20 protein-coding genes are annotated in these 17,101 nt (G+C 45.7%); 19 read left to right on the top strand and 1 reads right to left on the bottom strand.

Going from position 1 to position 17,101, the window contains the following annotated elements:
* Nucleotides 1–79: 79 nt before the first annotated feature.
* The 5 genes from dnaJ to deoC all read left to right on the top strand — a co-directional run bounded on the left by dnaJ (nucleotide 80) and on the right by deoC (nucleotide 5,081).
* Complete coding sequence (dnaJ, locus tag BTA30_RS14030) at nucleotides 80–1,210, top strand: molecular chaperone DnaJ (RefSeq protein WP_076761918.1); 1,131 nt, start codon at nucleotides 80–82, stop codon at nucleotides 1,208–1,210.
* A 23-nt stretch (nucleotides 1,211–1,233) separates the two neighbouring features.
* A complete protein-coding gene (prmA, locus tag BTA30_RS14025) occupies nucleotides 1,234–2,169 on the top strand; it encodes a 50S ribosomal protein L11 methyltransferase (protein WP_076761917.1) in 936 nt (311 codons plus the stop codon).
* A gap of 24 nt (nucleotides 2,170–2,193) precedes the next feature.
* Nucleotides 2,194–2,964, top strand: coding sequence for a 16S rRNA (uracil(1498)-N(3))-methyltransferase (locus BTA30_RS14020; protein ID WP_076761916.1), 771 nt, complete (start codon nucleotides 2,194–2,196; stop codon nucleotides 2,962–2,964).
* Between the two features lie 2 nt (nucleotides 2,965–2,966).
* Nucleotides 2,967–4,322, top strand: a complete 1,356-nt coding sequence (gene mtaB / locus BTA30_RS14015; protein WP_076761915.1) for a tRNA (N(6)-L-threonylcarbamoyladenosine(37)-C(2))-methylthiotransferase MtaB — start codon at nucleotides 2,967–2,969, stop codon at nucleotides 4,320–4,322.
* A 90-nt stretch (nucleotides 4,323–4,412) separates the two neighbouring features.
* Entirely contained in the window at nucleotides 4,413–5,081 is a 669-nt protein-coding gene (gene deoC, locus BTA30_RS14010; RefSeq protein WP_076761914.1) for a deoxyribose-phosphate aldolase, read from the top strand.
* Nucleotides 5,082–5,100: 19 nt separating this feature from the next.
* On the opposite strand, the gene BTA30_RS14005 is transcribed toward deoC, so the two are convergent.
* On the bottom strand, nucleotides 5,101–6,036 hold the full coding sequence (locus tag BTA30_RS14005) for a Na/Pi symporter (protein ID WP_076761966.1): 936 nt from the start codon (nucleotides 6,034–6,036) through the stop codon (nucleotides 5,101–5,103).
* Between the two features lie 185 nt (nucleotides 6,037–6,221).
* Here BTA30_RS14005 and rpsU point away from each other — a divergent pair, with 185 nt between their 5' ends.
* From rpsU to BTA30_RS13935, 14 genes are all read left to right on the top strand, one after another.
* Nucleotides 6,222–6,395: a 30S ribosomal protein S21 gene (gene rpsU / locus BTA30_RS14000; RefSeq protein WP_003152957.1), complete on the top strand. Its 174-nt coding sequence runs from the start codon at nucleotides 6,222–6,224 to the stop codon at nucleotides 6,393–6,395.
* Nucleotides 6,396–6,409: 14 nt separating this feature from the next.
* The gene (locus BTA30_RS13995) at nucleotides 6,410–6,856 is read left to right on the top strand and encodes a GatB/YqeY domain-containing protein (protein WP_076761913.1); all 447 of its coding nucleotides are present in this window, start codon (nucleotides 6,410–6,412) and stop codon (nucleotides 6,854–6,856) included.
* A gap of 137 nt (nucleotides 6,857–6,993) precedes the next feature.
* Nucleotides 6,994–8,313 carry an NfeD family protein gene (locus BTA30_RS13990; RefSeq protein ID WP_076761912.1) on the top strand — a complete coding sequence of 440 codons (1,320 nt, stop codon included), beginning with the start codon at nucleotides 6,994–6,996 and terminating at the stop codon, nucleotides 8,311–8,313.
* 26 nt (nucleotides 8,314–8,339) lie between these two features.
* On the top strand, nucleotides 8,340–9,332 hold the full coding sequence (floA, locus tag BTA30_RS13985; RefSeq protein WP_076761911.1) for a flotillin-like protein FloA: 993 nt from the start codon (nucleotides 8,340–8,342) through the stop codon (nucleotides 9,330–9,332).
* A 29-nt stretch (nucleotides 9,333–9,361) separates the two neighbouring features.
* On the top strand, nucleotides 9,362–9,799 hold the full coding sequence (locus BTA30_RS13980; RefSeq protein ID WP_076761910.1) for a YqfB family membrane protein: 438 nt from the start codon (nucleotides 9,362–9,364) through the stop codon (nucleotides 9,797–9,799).
* 63 nt (nucleotides 9,800–9,862) lie between these two features.
* Complete coding sequence (gene yqfC / locus BTA30_RS13975) at nucleotides 9,863–10,144, top strand: sporulation protein YqfC (RefSeq protein WP_006637608.1); 282 nt, start codon at nucleotides 9,863–9,865, stop codon at nucleotides 10,142–10,144.
* 16 nt (nucleotides 10,145–10,160) lie between these two features.
* Entirely contained in the window at nucleotides 10,161–11,357 is a 1,197-nt protein-coding gene (yqfD, locus tag BTA30_RS13970; RefSeq protein ID WP_076761909.1) for a sporulation protein YqfD, read from the top strand.
* Nucleotides 11,354–12,313 carry a PhoH family protein gene (locus BTA30_RS13965; protein ID WP_076761908.1) on the top strand — a complete coding sequence of 320 codons (960 nt, stop codon included), beginning with the start codon at nucleotides 11,354–11,356 and terminating at the stop codon, nucleotides 12,311–12,313. The genes yqfD and BTA30_RS13965 overlap by 4 nt, the downstream gene beginning before the upstream one ends.
* 108 nt (nucleotides 12,314–12,421) lie before the next feature.
* Nucleotides 12,422–14,506 carry an HD family phosphohydrolase gene (locus BTA30_RS13960; protein WP_076761965.1) on the top strand — a complete coding sequence of 695 codons (2,085 nt, stop codon included), beginning with the start codon at nucleotides 12,422–12,424 and terminating at the stop codon, nucleotides 14,504–14,506.
* Nucleotides 14,503–14,979, top strand: coding sequence for an rRNA maturation RNase YbeY (ybeY, locus tag BTA30_RS13955; RefSeq protein WP_076761907.1), 477 nt, complete (start codon nucleotides 14,503–14,505; stop codon nucleotides 14,977–14,979). Before BTA30_RS13960 ends, ybeY begins: the two co-directional genes overlap by 4 nt.
* The gene (locus tag BTA30_RS13950; RefSeq protein ID WP_076761906.1) at nucleotides 14,957–15,337 is read left to right on the top strand and encodes a diacylglycerol kinase family protein; all 381 of its coding nucleotides are present in this window, start codon (nucleotides 14,957–14,959) and stop codon (nucleotides 15,335–15,337) included. Before ybeY ends, BTA30_RS13950 begins: the two co-directional genes overlap by 23 nt.
* A 134-nt stretch (nucleotides 15,338–15,471) precedes the next feature.
* Nucleotides 15,472–15,882, top strand: a complete 411-nt coding sequence (locus BTA30_RS13945; RefSeq protein WP_076761905.1) for a cytidine deaminase — start codon at nucleotides 15,472–15,474, stop codon at nucleotides 15,880–15,882.
* Nucleotides 15,863–16,768, top strand: coding sequence for a GTPase Era (era, locus tag BTA30_RS13940; protein ID WP_076761904.1), 906 nt, complete (start codon nucleotides 15,863–15,865; stop codon nucleotides 16,766–16,768). Before BTA30_RS13945 ends, era begins: the two co-directional genes overlap by 20 nt.
* A gap of 161 nt (nucleotides 16,769–16,929) precedes the next feature.
* Nucleotides 16,930–17,073: a YqzL family protein gene (locus BTA30_RS13935; RefSeq protein WP_076761964.1), complete on the top strand. Its 144-nt coding sequence runs from the start codon at nucleotides 16,930–16,932 to the stop codon at nucleotides 17,071–17,073.
* The last annotated feature ends 28 nt before the right edge of the window (nucleotides 17,074–17,101 follow it).

The following is a 17,101-nucleotide window of genomic DNA, read 5'->3' as shown; positions in this document are numbered from 1 at the left end:
GGGGGCCAAAAGGAATTGAAAAAACATAATTTGAAATGATACAATCTAATTTATGTGAGAAAATCGGGAGTGTGAAGAGATGAGTAAGCGTGATTACTATGAGGTGCTTGGGGTAAGTAAGAGCGCTTCTAAAGATGATATAAAAAAAGCTTACCGTAAGCTTTCTAAAAAATATCACCCTGACATTAACAAAGAATCCGGAGCGGACGAGAAATTCAAAGAAGTCAAAGAAGCCTATGAAGCGCTTTCTGATGAACAAAAACGGGCGCATTACGACCAGTTCGGCCATACCGATCCGAACCAGGGATTTGGAGGCGGCGGCTTCGGAGGAGGCGGCGACTTCGGCGGATTTGGTTTTGACGATATTTTCTCAAGTATTTTCGGAGGCGGCGCAAGGCGGAGAGACCCGAATGCCCCGCGTCAGGGAGCGGATCTGCAATACACGATGACGCTGTCATTTGAAGAAGCGGCCTTCGGAAAAGAGACGACGATCGAAATTCCGCGCGAAGAAACGTGTGAAACATGTCACGGCTCAGGGGCCAAACCGGGCACAAAAGCGGATACATGCTCACACTGCGGAGGGTCCGGCCAGCTGAACATGGAGCAGTCGACACCGTTCGGCAAAGTCGTCAACAGGAGAGTATGTCATTACTGTAGTGGAACGGGCAAGCAAATCAAACACAAATGTTCAACATGCGGCGGAACAGGAAAAGTGAAAAAACGCAAGCAAATCAATGTCACCATTCCAGCGGGTGTGGATGACGGGCAGCAGCTTCGGGTGCCTGGACAGGGTGAACCCGGTGTTAACGGCGGACCGTCTGGTGATTTATTCGTCGTTTTCCGCGTAAGAGAACACGAATTTTTCGAGCGCGACGGAGACGACATTTACTGTGAAATGCCGCTGACCTTTGCACAAGCTGCACTCGGAGACGAAATCGAAGTGCCTACTCTGCACGGAAAAGTGAAGTTAAAAGTGCCGGCAGGAACACAAACGGGTACGAAATTCCGTTTAAAAGGAAAAGGTGTTGCGAATGTCCGCGGCTATGGACAAGGCGACCAGCATATCGTCGTCCGTGTCGTCACACCGACGAATTTAACGGAAAGCCAGAAAAATATTCTCCGCGAATTTGCTGAAGTCAGCGGAAATAAGCCAGATGAACAGGAAATGAGTTTTTTTGACAAAGTAAAGCGCGCATTTAAAGGCGATTAATGATTGGATGAGGAGTTGGTAGTATGAAATGGTCCGAAATCTGCATTCACACAACACATGAAGCGGTTGAGCCCATCTCGAATATTTTGCATGAAGCTGGTGCAAGTGGAGTGGTAATTGAAGATCCGCTTGATTTAATAAAAGAACGTGAGAATGTATACGGAGAAATCTACCAGCTCGATCCAAATGATTATCCTGATGAAGGGGTCATCATCAAAGCGTATCTCCCGATCAACAGCTTTTTGGGAGAAACCGTAGAGGGAATCAAGGAAACCATCAATAATCTTCTGTTATATGATATTGATCTTGGCAGAAATAAAATCACCATCAGCGAGGTCAATGAAGAAGAATGGGCGACAGCCTGGAAAAAATATTACCACCCCGTTAAAATTTCCGAAAAATTTACGATTGTTCCGACATGGGAAGAGTACACGCCGGTCCATACGGATGAACTCATCATCGAGATGGACCCCGGAATGGCGTTCGGAACAGGAACACATCCGACGACCGTTCTTTGCATACAGGCGCTTGAGAGGTATGTGAAAGAAGGGGATTCAGTCGTGGATGTCGGAACGGGGACGGGTATTTTGAGCATCGCTTCCGCCATGCTCCGCGCCCAAAAGGTGGAGGCGTATGACCTTGATCCGGTAGCCGTTGAAAGCGCCCGCTTGAATACAAAGCTGAATAAAGTCAGCGGCAGCATCGCCATTAAACAGAACAATCTGCTCGACGGCGTCGAGGGAGAAAAAGATGTCATCGTCGCGAATATTTTAGCGGAGGTTATTTTGCGGTTTACGCATCAGGCCTACAATCTGTTGAAAAATGAAGGATACTTTATCACTTCAGGGATCATTCAGCAGAAAAAACAGGAAGTTAAAGATGCTCTTGTGAAAGAAGGATTCACGATCATTGAAGTTCTTTCGATGGAAGACTGGGTCAGTATCATCGCTAAAAAATAATCGTTAGTAGGTGTCGAAAAGCGTATGCAACGATATTTTATCGAACAGACAAAACAAGAGGTTACAGCAGCATCCCCCGGGCTCGTGATCAAAGGTGAGGACGTCCACCATATCGCTAATGTGATGAGAATGACGGCAGGCGATCATGTCATTTGCTGTGCAAAAGACGGGCATGAAGCAAAATGCCGAATCGTGTCGTTATCTAAAGAAGAGGTTGTTTTGACCGTAATAGAGTGGACCGGAGAAAATCGTGAACTCCCCCTTCAGGTCCACATTGCAAACGGCCTTCCAAAAGGTGATAAACTGGAATGGATCATTCAAAAAGGGACGGAGCTGGGAGCAAGCTCGTTTATTCCTTATGAGGCATCGCGCTCTGTTGTAAAGCTTGACGATAAAAAGGCAAAGAAAAAACGGGAAAGGTGGGCGAAAATCGCCAAGGAAGCTGCGGAACAGTCCCACCGAAACAAAGTTCCTGAAGTGAAAACCGTTCATACTTTTCAGAGCTTGCTGGAGAGCCTTCACGGCTTCGATAAATGTGTCGTTGCATACGAAGAATCATCTAAACAGGGTGAGACGAACCAGCTGCAATCCGTGATCAAAAGCTTGCCGGAAGGATCTTCCGTTCTCATGGTATTTGGCCCTGAAGGCGGATTTACAGAAGGCGAAGTTGAGGCGCTTAAAGAAAAAGGAGCCGCAGCCTGCGGTCTCGGCCCGCGGATTTTAAGGGCTGAAACAGCTCCGCTTTACGCTTTGGCGGCAGTTTCTTATCATACAGAGTTATTAAGAGGTGAATAACAATGGCAACCGTTGCATTTCATACACTTGGCTGCAAGGTCAACCATTATGAAACAGAAGCAATCTGGCAGCTTTTCAAAGAAGCCGGTTATGAAAGAAAAGAATATGAAAGTACTGCTGACGTATATGTCATCAATACGTGCACCGTCACGAATACGGGGGATAAAAAAAGCCGTCAGGTCATCAGACGGGCGATCCGTCAAAATCCTGATGCCGTCATTTGTGTGACAGGCTGCTATGCCCAGACCAGCCCTGCGGAAATCATGGCGATTCCTGGCGTTGATATCGTCGTCGGTACTCAAGACCGTGAAAAAATGCTAGGGTATATTAAGCAGTATCAAGAGGAAAGACAGCCGATCAACGGCGTCAGCAACATTATGAAAGCAAGGGTGTTCGAAGAGCTTGATGTTCCCGCATTTACAGACCGGACACGGGCCTCTTTGAAAATCCAGGAAGGCTGCAACAATTTCTGCACATTCTGCATCATTCCGTGGGCGCGCGGCCTGCTCCGCTCCCGTGATCCGGAGGAAGTCATCCGCCAGGCGCAGCAGCTTGTTGATGCCGGATATAAGGAGATCGTTCTGACCGGTATTCATACAGGCGGCTATGGAGAAGATATGAAGGATTATAACTTTGCACAGCTGCTGAACGAATTGGACAGCCGTGTCAAAGGTCTGAAAAGAATCCGCATATCTTCAATTGAAGCAAGCCAGATTACCGATGAAGTCATTGAAGTGCTGGACCGTTCCGACAAAATCGTCAGACATCTGCACATTCCTCTTCAGTCCGGTTCAAACAGCGTCTTGAAACGAATGAGAAGAAAATATACGATGGAATTTTTCGCAGACCGTTTAACAAAGCTTAAGAAAGCTCTTCCGGGACTTGCGGTTACTTCCGATGTCATTGTCGGCTTTCCGGGAGAAACGGAAGAAGAATTTATGGAAACATACAACTTTATTAAAGAGCACAAGTTTTCGGAGCTTCACGTCTTCCCATACAGCAAACGGACCGGTACTCCTGCCGCGCGCATGGACGATCAGATTGATGAAAACCTGAAGAACGAGCGGGTTCACAAATTGATTGCTCTGTCAGATCAGCTTGCAAAAGAGTATGCTTCCGGCTATGAAGGCGACGTTCTGGAAATCATTCCTGAAGAGCCGTTCACAGAAACAGGCGAAGACAACTTGTTCGTCGGTTATACTGATAACTACATGAAAGTTGTTTTCGAAGGGTCTGAGGACATGATTGGCAAGCTTGTCAAAGTCAAAATTTTAAAAGCAGGCTATCCGTATAACAGAGGGCAGTTCGTCCGTATTGCAGAGGATGACATGCCTGAGAGCATCCGCCTGTCTTCATAAATAATGGTTAAAGCCGGTTCACAAAAAAAGGTGTTCCGGCTTTTTTTGCGAATATAACAAGCATTAACCTTTGAAAGGAGTCAGGTCTAGATGAAACAGATTGCGCAAATGATCGACCACACCGCATTAAAGCCGGATACCGTCAAATCACAAATTGAAAAGCTCTGTAAAGAAGCGGCGGAACACGAATTTGCTTCTGTCTGCGTCAATCCCTATTGGGTACCGCTTTGTGCCGAACTGCTTCAAGGTTCCGATGTGAAAGTGTGCACAGTCATCGGATTTCCTTTAGGTGCATCCGCAGCGGCAACGAAAGCTTTTGAAACAAAACAGGCGATGGCATACGGTGCCGATGAAATCGACATGGTGATGAATATCGGCGCTTTGAAAGACCGTGATACAGGCGCTGTTGAGAAGGATATTCAAGCGGTGACGGATGCGGCAGAAGGCAAAGCACTTGTCAAAGTCATCATTGAAACAGCACTTTTGACAGATGAAGAAAAAAAGCTGGCATGTGAACTGTCTGTAAAAGCCGGAGCCGATTTTGTCAAAACATCGACAGGCTTTTCAGGCGGCGGGGCAACCGCCGAAGACATCAGGCTCATGCGTGAAACCGTCGGCCCGAATATAGGTGTCAAAGCCTCAGGCGGCATCCGCGACAAAGAGAGCGCACTGGCGATGATTGAAGCGGGCGCGACAAGAATCGGGGCAAGCGCAGGCGTATCGATCATCAGCGGTTTAAAAGCGGATCAAGGCTATTAATCACAAAAAAGCCAGGCGCTTAGCGGGCCTGGTTTTGATTTGGAAAGAGAAACATAATAAATGAATGAAAGATATTTGTCAGCGGCAGAAACAAAATCGAAGTCACAATGTTGAATAACAGGCTGAAATGAGCAATCTGCTGCGCCGGGCTTGCTGAAAGACCGGAAATAATCCCGGTTAAAGATGAAAGAACGGGATAGACGGCCGCCACGCCGATGACATTAAACAGCACATGAGCATAAGCCGTTTGTTTGGCGGCGGCGCCTCCTTTGACAGCCGCCATGACAGCTGTGATGCATGTCCCGACATTGGAGCCGAGAACGACGCTCATCGCTTCGGTCAGCCCGACAACCCCCTGATCCATAAAACTCATCAGGATGCCCACGCAGGCCGAGCTTGAATGAATGATAGCTGTCAGCACCATGCCGATGATTAAGGCATAGAGTGATGAATGTTCGACCAGATGAACGATATATGCGCCTGAATCAAGCTGCGACAATGGCACAGCAAGCCGGCTGAACCCGCTGATACAGAAAAAAATCACGCCTAAACCGATCAAGCTCACCCCAACATGCTGAAAAGGGGGTTTTCTTGTTATGACAAGAAACGCTCCTAAAGCAAAAAGGGCGAAAATCAAAAATTCGAGCTTTACCGCCAAAAACTCCGTGGTGAACGTGGAGCCGATGTTTGTCCCCAAAATGAGCGGGATTGAACGTTTAAATGAAAGGGCGCCAATGCTGACAAACCCGATGACGATCACCATAAATGCCGAGCTGCTTTGCAGAATGCCTGTAAACACAATGCTGACCAAAAAAGCTTTTAATGGATGATCCGTGAAAAAAAGCAGGCGTTTTTCAATTTTTTCAAACGTCAGGGAAATCAGGCCTTTCCTCAGCATGCTCATGCCTGCGAGAAAAAGAACGATCAATAACACAAATAAAATAAAGATCATCATCAGATTTTCCAACAGCCTCCTTTTTAGATGTATACAGACAAGCTGCCGGAATCATGACTAAACAATAAAACAATCTCGTTTGGTTGACCTTACCGAAGGCTTATATTATAATGTCAAAGTACATGTTTCAATGTATGTCTTTTTTTAAAGCAGTCGATTGGTGTATTCGGAGGGAGGGAAAGAGAATGTCAAAAACGGTCGTTAGAAAAAACGAATCGCTTGAAGATGCTCTTCGTCGCTTCAAACGCAGTGTATCAAAGACAGGTACTTTGCAAGAAGCAAGAAAGCGCGAATTTTATGAAAAACCTAGCGTAAAGCGCAAGAAAAAGTCTGAAGCCGCTAGAAAACGCAAATTCTAAAAGAGGGTGGATTTATGAGTCTTCTTGAGCGACTTAATCAGGATATGAAGCTCTATATGAAAAACCGTGAGAAGGACAAACTGACTGTCATTCGCATGGTAAAGGCTTCGCTTCAAAACGAGGCAATCAAGCTTAAGAAAGACAGGCTGACCGATGATGAAGAACTGACTGTTCTTTCTCGTGAATTAAAACAGCGTAAAGACTCCCTCCATGAATTTTCAAACGCTAATCGTTCAGATTTAGTAGATAAAGTTCAAAAAGAGTTAGACATTTTGGAAGTTTATATGCCTGAACAGCTGACAGAAGAAGAGCTGCTGGACATCGTCAATGAAACGATCGCCGAAGTCGGCGCCTCTTCAAAAGCGGACATGGGCAAAGTGATGAGCGCTGTCATTCCGAAGGTTAAAGGCAAGGCGGACGGCGGCCTCGTCAATAAGCTTGTCAGCAAACAACTGTCTTAAAGAAAAAGACATCTTTCATCATTTGAAAGGTGTCTTTTTTTATGTGCCGTCATAAAGTAGTAGAAAACTGAAACCTTTGATACATTTGTAACGTATGTAATGTTAATGATAATAGAGGAAGGAGGAGTCAAAAACCGTTGATATTGAAAAAATTTAGAATTTTAGTTGCTCTGGCCTGTGGTTTTGTTTTATTCTTATTATTAGGCGTTCATTTGACCGTGAAAGCGGACGGAGAGACTGTATATGTGATTCCGATCGAAGAAACGGTTGAAAAGGGACTTTCTCAATTTCTTGAGCGCTCTTTTCAGGAAGCAAAAGATATGAATGCCAAGCACATTATTCTGGATATCAATACCCCTGGCGGAGCGGTCGACGCAGTCCTTGACATGGCTGATACGATACATAACTCCGACATTCCGGTGACCGCTTATGTCAATAGAAGAGCACTTTCCGCAGGCGCGTATCTCGCATTGAACGCAGATGACATTTATATGGCGCCGGGCGGGAAAATGGGAGCCGCAGCGATCATTGACACACAGGGAAATGCCGCTGATAAAAAATCGGAATCTCTGTGGCTGGCGGAAATGGAGGATGCGGCCAAAAAAAACGGCCGTGATCCAAAATACGCGCTCGCGATGGCCGATGATGACGTCGATGCCAAAGAAGTGGGAGCGCCAAAGGGGGAATTGTTGACCTTAACTCCTGATAAGGCATTGAAAGTCGGCTACTCGGAAGGCACAGCCTCAAGCCTTGATGATCTTTTACAAAAGCTGAATGTAAAAGATGCCAAGATTGAGCGGGCTGAGGTGAGCTTTGCCGAAAAAGTGGCGCGGTTCATCACCCATCCGGTTGTGATTCCGATCCTCCTTTCGATCGGAAGCCTGGGTCTGGTTGTGGAGCTTTATTCACCCGGTTTTGGAATACCCGGCTTCATGGGTCTTACGGCGCTGATGCTCTTTTTCTACGGCCATCTTGTGGCAGGGCTTGCCGGAATGGAGACACTCCTTCTTTTTATCGCCGGAATCATTTTGATTTTTTTAGAGATTTTTCTGCCGGGCGGAATAGCAGGAATTACAGGCCTTATAGCCGTTGTTGCAAGCCTCTTTTTTGCTTCTGGAAGCTTTACGGTGATGGCCGTATCCATTTTGATTGCAACTGCTGTTTCGATAGCGGCATCCATTCTACTGACAAGGGTGTTGGGGAAACGAATGAAATTTTTTAAAAAATTGATATTAACCGACTCAACAAATACGGAAAGCGGATATATTTCAAACGAGAGCCGGCATGATTTAGTCGGAAAGGTCGGCGTCACATATACACCGCTCAGACCTTCAGGTACGGTCATTATCGGCGATGAAAGGCTCGATGTCGTTTCTGAAGGCTCGTTCACCGCAAAGGATAGAAAAGTCAAAGTGGTTAAAGTGGAAGGCTCACGAATTGTTGTGAGAGAAATATAAATTAAATCTTTTTTAGGAGGAATACTATGGATCCGTCAACTCTATTACTTTTAGCATTAATTGCAGCCGGGATCATTTTATTAGCTGTCTTCTTTACATTTGTTCCAGTCATGCTGTGGATCTCGGCCTTGGCCGCAGGAGTTAAAATCAGCATTTTTACGCTGATCGGAATGAGGCTTCGCCGAGTGATTCCAAACCGTGTCGTCAATCCTTTGATCAAAGCGCACAAAGCGGGATTGGATGTTTCTATCAACCAGCTTGAAAGCCACTACCTTGCAGGCGGTAATGTCGACAGGGTTGTCAACGCGCTGATCGCTGCCCACCGCGCAAACATCGAACTGACTTTTGCTAGATGTGCGGCAATCGACTTGGCCGGCCGCGATGTTCTGGAAGCGGTTCAGATGAGCGTTAACCCTAAGGTCATTGAAACGCCGTTTATCGCCGGTGTTGCGATGGACGGGATCGAAGTCAAAGCGAAAGCAAGAATCACTGTTCGTGCAAATATTGACCGCCTTGTCGGGGGAGCCGGAGAAGAAACGATCATCGCCCGTGTTGGCGAGGGGATTGTTTCGACAATCGGTTCGTCACACAACCATAAAAAAGTGCTTGAAAATCCGGATATGATTTCGCAGACCGTCTTGAGCAAAGGCTTGGATTCAGGTACGGCGTTTGAAATTCTATCGATCGATATCGCTGACGTGGATATCGGCAAAAACATCGGAGCCATTCTTCAGACTGACCAGGCTGAAGCGGATAAAAACATCGCACAGGCCAAAGCGGAAGAACGCCGCGCGATGGCGGTTGCCCAAGAGCAGGAAATGCGCGCCCGCGTCGAAGAAATGCGCGCCAAAGTGGTCGAAGCAGAAGCCGAAGTTCCGCTTGCCATGTCTGAAGCCCTTCGCAGCGGAAAAATCGGTGTCATGGACTACCTCAATATGAAAAACATCGATGCCGACACGGATATGCGCGATTCCTTCGGAAAGATGACGAAAGACCAAAATGAAGAGGATCATAAATAAACAAGCCCCTGTAAAAAGGAGGGAGCTCATTGCTTGATATACTGTTCGACAATCCGATCATAATGGCGGCTATCATCGGAATCATTTCCGTCATATTTAACAAGATAGGAAAAAATGATGAAAGCGAAGAAAAAAATCGCAAACCAGCATCTGAACGGCCCAAAACACAAGCGCCGAAGCAACCGGAAAAACGCCGGCAAACAGCCGGAAAAGCTGCCCCGCAGCCAGCCGCTATGAAAAAGAGCAATGACCTGGTCACCGAGCTTGAAAGGATCAAAGCGGATGCTGAGCGGTCGATGCCGGCTGTTGAACGGTCGATAAAAAAGAAAAGCAGCCAGATGATGAAACCTAAAAAAGAGCTGCTTGACATGAATAAAAACACCGTTGTACAAGGAATTGTCCTCGGTGAGGTATTCGGCCCTCCGCGTGCGCGAAAACCGTATGACACAATGAGGCGCCGCCCTTAAAAATTAAAGTGTTAGAACCCCCTGTTCACTCATACATATGAGATGAAAGGGGGTTCTTTTTTTATGGCGCAAAGAAAAAACCGCATCAAAGCGTGGCTGACAAGAACATTGGAAATTCCCCCTGATGTCATGATGGATCTTCCGAGAATTACAATGATAGGGAGACTTCACATATATATTGAAAATCACAGAGGGCTCTTGCTTTTCAGCGATCGTGAAGTCAGACTGATGCTGAAACAGGGGCAATGCATTATTCAAGGCAAAGACTTTGTCATTAAAACGATTTTGCCTGAGGAAATTTTGCTTGAAGGCACAATCGAGCTCGTTCGTTATATCGATTCATAAGTCAGGGGGAAGAGACGTGAAGAATAAATGGCTTTCTTTTTTTTCGGGAAAGATTCAGCTTGAAGTAACGGGAATGGGAATCGAACGTTTATTAAATGAATGCACAAGGCGAGGCATCCCGATGTTCAATGTGAAAAAAAAGAAAGACGCTGTCTTTCTTTATATTCTGCTTTCTGATGTACATGCCTTTCGAAGAGTCATCAGGGATTTTGACTGCAAATGCCGTTTTGTCAAACGGAAAGGCCTCCCCTTCACAGTGCAGAAATCAAAACGAAACAGCGGGTTCACTCTCGGAGTTGCAGCCTTTTTCATCATCATGTTCATTCTTTCCAATATGCTGTGGAAGATTGAGATTTCCGGCGCCAATCCAGATACAGAACATCAAATCAGACAGCAGCTGGATCAAATCGGTGTGAAAAAAGGGCGGTTTCAGTTTGCCATGCTGACTCCCGAGAAAATTCAGCAGTCGCTGACGAAGAACGTTGAAAATATCACTTGGGTAGGCATCGAATTAAACGGGACAGCCCTTCAGATGAAAGTGGTTGAGAAAAATGAGCCTGACAAAGAAAAATACATCGGTCCGAGGCATATCGTCGCCAAAAAAGGGGCGACCATCTCCAAGATGTTTGTTGAAAAAGGCGAGCCGCTCGTCATGGTGAATCAGCACGTCGAAAAAGGCCAGATGCTCGTTTCAGGGCTGATCGGAAGCGAGGATGAACAGCAAAAAGTCGGAGCCAAAGGAAAAATCTACGGTGAAACATGGTACAAATCGAAGGTGACGGTTCCGCTTGAGACATCATTTGATGTTTTTACGGGTAAAGTAAGGACAAGGCACAAGCTCTCCATCGCCTCTCTTTCCGTGCCTTTCTGGGGATTTTCTTTCAAAAAAGAAGAGTTTTCGCGTCCGAAAACGGAAGTGGAAAAACATACGTTTCATTTTATGAATTTTAAACTCCCCATCGCTTATGAAAAGGAATCGACGAGAGAGAGCGAGCAGGTCAAAAGGGTATATACAAAAGAAGAAGCGGTCCAGGAAGGGATCAAAATGGGAAAAAGAGACGTCCGGAAAAAAATCGGCGAAGATGGGGACATTATCAGTGAAAAAGTTTTGCACGAAACGAGCGAGAATGGTAAAGTTAAATTGATCATCCTTTACCAGGTTATTGAAGACATTGTTCAAACAACACCAATTGTTCAGGAGACTAAAGAATGACAGAACATTTACTTGCGATTAATCAGCAACTGGAAAGTCCGAATGAAGCTCAGGCGCTGTTTGGAAATCAGGATTTACATCTGAAGATGATGGAGGAAGAGCTGGGCATCTCGATTGTCACACGGGGTGAAACAGTATATGTGACGGGTGACGAGGATACATTTCAAATCGTGGACAGTCTGCTCGCTTCCCTCTTGAATCTGATACGCAAAGGAATTGAGATATCTGAACGGGACGTCATATACGCGATCAAAATGGCGAAAAAACGTAAGCTTGAGTTTTTTGAAAGCATGTATGAAGAGGAAATTACGAAGAATGCCAAAGGAAAGCCGATCAGAGTCAAAACGATCGGCCAAAGAGAATATATCAACGCTATGAAAAGGCATGATTTAATCTTTGGCATCGGCCCCGCAGGAACAGGAAAAACCTACTTGGCGGTCGTAAAAGCCGTTCATGAACTGAAAAACGGACGCATTAAAAGAATTATTTTGACGAGACCAGCTGTTGAAGCAGGAGAAAGTCTCGGTTTTTTGCCGGGGGATCTAAAAGAAAAAGTCGACCCTTATTTAAGGCCTTTGTATGACGCCCTCCACGATGTGCTCGGTACGGATCATACAGCGAGGCTCCTTGAAAGAGGAACCATCGAAATCGCGCCGCTTGCCTATATGAGAGGGAGGACGCTTGATGACGCTTTTGTGATTTTGGACGAAGCGCAAAATACAACACCGGCACAAATGAAAATGTTTTTAACTAGATTGGGTTTTGGCTCTAAAATGGTCATTACAGGCGACATTACGCAGATCGATCTGCCGAAGGGAGTCACATCAGGACTTGCCGTCGCAAAAAGCATGCTCCTTGATATTGAAGGGATTTCATTCGTTGAATTGGATCAGACAGATGTGGTCAGACATCCGCTTGTCGCCCGAATCATTGAAGCATACGAAAAGACAAAATAACTGGAATGACCCGATCACCCGCTATCGGGTCATTTTTTAGTTTCCCGCCGAAAAGAGGTGCTTTTTTTGAAGAAGAAAAAAAGAGACGGAAAGAATCGGCTCATCCGGATGAAAAACGTCCGGTTTCTCCCTGTCGTTCTTTATGCAGCCATATCCGCGCTGATGTTTATCCTGCTTTTTTTTCATGTCAAACCAGAATCGCTTGATCTTGATTTATTTTCAATCAGTGAAAATACAATTTATGCGCCGGCAACGGTCGAAGATCAAAAGGCGACAGCCGCTAAAAAGCAGGAAGCAAGGGAGGAGGTGCCTGATCAGTACACCCTTAAAAAAGAGTATTCCGACAACAGGGTTGATCTGGTATCTTCTATATTTGACATCATCAAAGAAGTGAAGAAAGAGAGTACAAAGGAATCTGAAAAAGAGCAGATCAAATCTGTGGAAGGCAAGCTGACTTCCGATGTGACGGACTCGCTCTCACAAGACTCGGTCAAAAACCTGTTGGGGGCAAGCGATGGAGAGCTTTCCATGACGCAGGATTCGGTCATTACGGCTGTCAATGATGTCATGAGCGAAGAAATTCCCGCCGGAAAACTTGATCAAGCAAAAGATAATGTCACAAAAGAGCTCAAAGGCAACTCCGTCCCATCCAAATTAAAGAATGCCGCCAATGAAATCGGACGCTTCGCCATTATCCCCAATTATGTTTATGACCCTGACAAAACGGAGCAGAAGCGTCAAGAAGCGGCGGACAGCATTCAGCAGATCCAGATTAAGCAGGGGCAGATTCTTGTTGAGGAAAACCAGCTGATTGACAGGGAAGTATACCGTAAGCTTGAATTGACAGGGCTTTTAAGCGGAGCCAATATATTTAAGCCGGTCGGCGGACTGCTGCTTTTGATCGGGCTTTTCATCTCAGCTTTGGTTTACTATTTTGAAAAACAGTATAACAACCGGCTTCCGAAGAACAAATCGCTGATGCTGTTTTCATTGGTAACGGCGATGGTATTAATCGTGATGGAAGTGATCAGCCTGTTTCAGGAGCTCGAATTCAGCCATATCGGATACATTGTGCCAATCGCGATGGGCGTCATGCTGATAAAGCTTTTAATTAGCGAACGGCTGGCGATTCTGGCGAGCATGATGTTTTCCATCTGCGGAAGCATGATGTTTAATCAAGGGGTTACAGGCACGTTTAATTACGCGATCGGAACGTATTTCTTAATTAGTTCGATTGCGGGTATACTGTTTTTAGGAAAGCATAACGCGAGGGCAAAGATCCTTCAGGCGGGACTGTTTGTTTCGTTTGTCAACATTGTTGTTATGTTTACCCTGCAGATGATTCAAAATACGGCCCAATCCGGTCTGGAGATGGGCACATATCTCATCATGGGAGCTGTTTCAGGCATCGGTTCTTCCGTTCTTGTGCTCGGCTTTATGCCGTTTTTTGAAAGCGGGTTCGGTATTCTATCGACGATGAAGCTTCTCGAGCTCTCAAATCCGAATCATCCGCTGCTCCGCAAAATCCTGACGGAGACACCCGGCACTTACCATCACAGCGTCATGGTCGCCAATTTGTCGGAGGCGGCGTGTGAAGCGGTCGGTGCAAACGGATTGCTGGCAAGGGTCGGTGCATATTATCATGATATCGGAAAGACGAAGCGGCCCCAATATTTTATCGAAAACCAAATGAACATTGACAACCCGCATGACAAACTGTCTCCGCAGCTGAGCAAAAACATTATCATTGCTCATGCGACAGACGGGGCGGACATGCTCAGAGACCATAAAATGCCGAAAGAGCTGGTCGATATAGCCGAACAGCATCACGGCACGTCTCTGCTGAAGTTTTTCTACTATAAGGCGAAGGAAAAAGGAGATCAGACGACAGAAGAAGAGTTCCGCTATCCGGGGCCTAAGCCGCAGTCAAAAGAAGCGGCGATCATTTCGGTGGCAGACAGCGTGGAAGCAGCCGTCAGGTCGATGCACAACCCGAATCCGGAAAGGATTGAAAAGCTTGTGCGCGGCATCATTTCTGATAAACTTCAGGACGGACAGTTTGACGAATGCGATCTGACGCTAAAGGAACTCAATTTGATAGCCAAGACGCTTTGCGAAACGTTAAAAGGCATTTTTCATTCCCGGATCGAATATCCGGAGGCTAATCCAAAACAGAAGGTGAAACATTCATGAGTTTAATACTTGATATCGCAGATGAGACAGAGCGCCTTTCAGATGAACAGCTTGCTGAAATGGAAAAGCTCCTTCAATTTGCTGCAAAAGAAGAAAATGTCGCCGATCAGGCGGAAGTATCCGTTACGATCGTGACGAATGAGGAAATACAGAAAATCAATAAAGAATACCGGGGAAAAGATTATCCGACCGATGTCATCTCATTTGCTCTTGAGGAAGACGGCGAAGGAGAAGTTGAGATCATCGGCGCTGATATGCCTACCGTTCTCGGCGATATTATCATCAGTGCGGATAAAGCGAAAGAACAGGCTGAAGAGTACGGACATTCATTGATGAGAGAATTGGGGTTCCTGACGGTTCACGGCTTCTTGCATCTGCTCGGATATGATCATATGACAGAGGAAGAAGAGAAAGAAATGTTCACTAAGCAAAAGGAACTTTTAAATCGATATGGGCTCTCAAGATCCTCATAAACAAACAGAATGGCGCCGGCTCAAAAAAAGCTTTTCACACGCCTTTACTGGAATTTTCAAGACGTTCATTTCCGAGCGCAACTTTCAAATTCACACCGGAGCCGCAATCATTGTGATCAGTTGCGGCTTCATCTTTAGGCTGACTGTTTTGGAATGGGCCGTCATTTTTATCCTCATCGGCGGAATGTTCGCATTGGAGCTGATGAACACCGCCGTTGAACACGCTGTCGACCTCATCACAAAAGAAAGCCATCCGCTGGCAAAAGCCGCAAAAGATGCAGCAGCAGGTGCGGTTTGCGTGTTTGCCGCTGTTTCGTGTATCATTGGGTTACTCATCTTTTTGTCAAAATTATTTTGACCAATACTTCCCGCCCTGGCAAAAGATTCTTACAAAAATTTTACATTTGCGATTTGGGCGTGAAATAACAGCCATTTTTATGTAAAATAAAAGTGTTAGCGGTATCATAGCCGCTATAGGAAGGGATACACATATTGAATAAACAAGAATTGATTGCAGAAGCGTTAAAAGCAAGGGAATTCGCATATGTTCCGTATTCAAAATTCAAAGTCGGAGCTGCTCTCCTGACAGAGGACGGTAAAGTGTACAGGGGCTGCAACATTGAGAATGCTTCATACAGCCTGTGCAATTGCGCCGAGCGGACAGCATTATTCAAGGCTTGCTCTGAAGGCGAAAAAGCCTTTAAAATGCTCGCCGTTGCCGCTGATACGCCAGGCCCCGTGTCACCGTGCGGAGCGTGCAGACAGGTGATTTCTGAACTTTGTTCACAAAACATGCCTGTTGTTTTAACGAACCTGAATGGGCAAGTGAAAGAAATGACCGTTCAAGAATTACTGCCAGGAGCATTTTCATCGGAGGATTTACATGACACAGGAAAGCTTTAAATCAGGATTTGTGTCCATTATCGGACGACCAAACGTAGGAAAATCTACTTTTTTGAATCGCGTGATCGGCCAAAAAATCGCCATTATGAGCGATAAACCGCAAACGACAAGAAACAAAGTGCAGGGCGTATTGACAGCCGGCACATCACAAACGATTTTTATCGATACGCCGGGCATTCATAAACCAAAGCACAAACTTGGCGACTTCATGATGAAAGTCGCGCAGAACACGTTAAAAGAAGTCGACTTGATTTTGTTCATGATCAATGCGGCGGAAGGCTACGGAAAAGGCGACGAGTTTATTATCGACCGCTTGAAAGGATTGAACACCCCGGTTTTCTTAATCGTCAATAAAATCGATCAGATTCATCCTGATCAACTGCTTCTGCTCATTGATGAATACAGAACCAGGTACCCGTTTAAAGAAATCATCCCGATTTCCGCTCTTGAGGGAAACAATATTGACACTCTTCTAAAGCAAATTGAAGAATATTTGCCGGAAGGTCCGCAGTTTTACCCGAGTGACCAGGTAACCGATCATCCAGAGCGTTTTATCATTTCTGAGCTGATTCGGGAAAAAGTGCTGCATCTGACAAGGGAAGAGATCCCTCACAGCATTGCGGTCAGCATCGATTCCATCAAAGAACGGGAAAACGGTTCTGTTCATGTCAGTGCGACCATTGTCGTCGAACGCGATTCGCAAAAAGGCATTGTCATCGGTAAAAGGGGCAGCCTGCTCAAAGAAATCGGCAAACGGGCAAGGGCCGATATCGAAGCTTTGCTCGGCTCATCAGTTTATTTAGAACTATGGGTCAAAGTGCAAAAAGACTGGCGCAACAAGATGTCTCAGCTTCGTGATTTTGGATTTAGAGAAGACGAGTATTAACCGGCAGAACTTGACCGTGGTTGAGTCGTTACAAAATCTCTCGAAATCAAAGCGATATTAGAAAAAATTGTTTAACATGAAATGGAGGACACAAGGTCAAGATAATCTTAAGAATTTGGATGTTTAAAAAGCTAGTTATAAACAGAAAGGTGGGGCTTTTTATGTTGAATTTTACTTGGAATGTATTTTCACAAACAGGAAACGTTGATACGTACCTCCTTTTTAAAGAATTGGAAAAGGAGAACCTGGAAAGACCCGAAGTACTTGAGAAAGAGCTAGCGCAAGTTGACTTTCCAATTTTGTGATAACGCTTGACCCCTCCAATTTTGGATG

Source organism: Bacillus swezeyi, assembly GCF_001969815.1.
GTDB lineage: Bacteria > Bacillota > Bacilli > Bacillales > Bacillaceae > Bacillus > Bacillus swezeyi.
Note: the sequence above shows the minus strand (reverse complement) of the source record. Positions and strands in the feature narration are given on the sequence as shown.

What these genes read in the sequence shown, in the direction of transcription:
- prmA (WP_076761917.1), top strand. Translation starts at nt 1,234, where the DNA reads ATGAAATGGTCCGAAATCTGCATTCACACAACACATGAAGCGGTTGAG.
- BTA30_RS13995 (WP_076761913.1), top strand. Translation starts at nt 6,410, where the DNA reads ATGAGTCTTCTTGAGCGACTTAATCAGGATATGAAGCTCTATATGAAA.
- era (WP_076761904.1), top strand. Translation starts at nt 15,863, where the DNA reads ATGACACAGGAAAGCTTTAAATCAGGATTTGTGTCCATTATCGGACGA.
- rpsU (WP_003152957.1), top strand. Translation starts at nt 6,222, where the DNA reads ATGTCAAAAACGGTCGTTAGAAAAAACGAATCGCTTGAAGATGCTCTT.
- BTA30_RS13965 (WP_076761908.1), top strand. Translation starts at nt 11,354, where the DNA reads ATGACAGAACATTTACTTGCGATTAATCAGCAACTGGAAAGTCCGAAT.
- mtaB (WP_076761915.1), top strand. Translation starts at nt 2,967, where the DNA reads ATGGCAACCGTTGCATTTCATACACTTGGCTGCAAGGTCAACCATTAT.
- BTA30_RS14005 (WP_076761966.1), bottom strand. Translation starts at nt 6,036, where the DNA reads ATGATGATCTTTATTTTATTTGTGTTATTGATCGTTCTTTTTCTCGCA.
- yqfC (WP_006637608.1), top strand. Translation starts at nt 9,863, where the DNA reads ATGGCGCAAAGAAAAAACCGCATCAAAGCGTGGCTGACAAGAACATTG.
- BTA30_RS14020 (WP_076761916.1), top strand. Translation starts at nt 2,194, where the DNA reads ATGCAACGATATTTTATCGAACAGACAAAACAAGAGGTTACAGCAGCA.
- floA (WP_076761911.1), top strand. Translation starts at nt 8,340, where the DNA reads ATGGATCCGTCAACTCTATTACTTTTAGCATTAATTGCAGCCGGGATC.
- BTA30_RS13935 (WP_076761964.1), top strand. Translation starts at nt 16,930, where the DNA reads ATGTTGAATTTTACTTGGAATGTATTTTCACAAACAGGAAACGTTGAT.
- BTA30_RS13950 (WP_076761906.1), top strand. Translation starts at nt 14,957, where the DNA reads ATGGGCTCTCAAGATCCTCATAAACAAACAGAATGGCGCCGGCTCAAA.
- ybeY (WP_076761907.1), top strand. Translation starts at nt 14,503, where the DNA reads ATGAGTTTAATACTTGATATCGCAGATGAGACAGAGCGCCTTTCAGAT.
- BTA30_RS13960 (WP_076761965.1), top strand. Translation starts at nt 12,422, where the DNA reads ATGAAAAACGTCCGGTTTCTCCCTGTCGTTCTTTATGCAGCCATATCC.
- dnaJ (WP_076761918.1), top strand. Translation starts at nt 80, where the DNA reads ATGAGTAAGCGTGATTACTATGAGGTGCTTGGGGTAAGTAAGAGCGCT.
- deoC (WP_076761914.1), top strand. Translation starts at nt 4,413, where the DNA reads ATGAAACAGATTGCGCAAATGATCGACCACACCGCATTAAAGCCGGAT.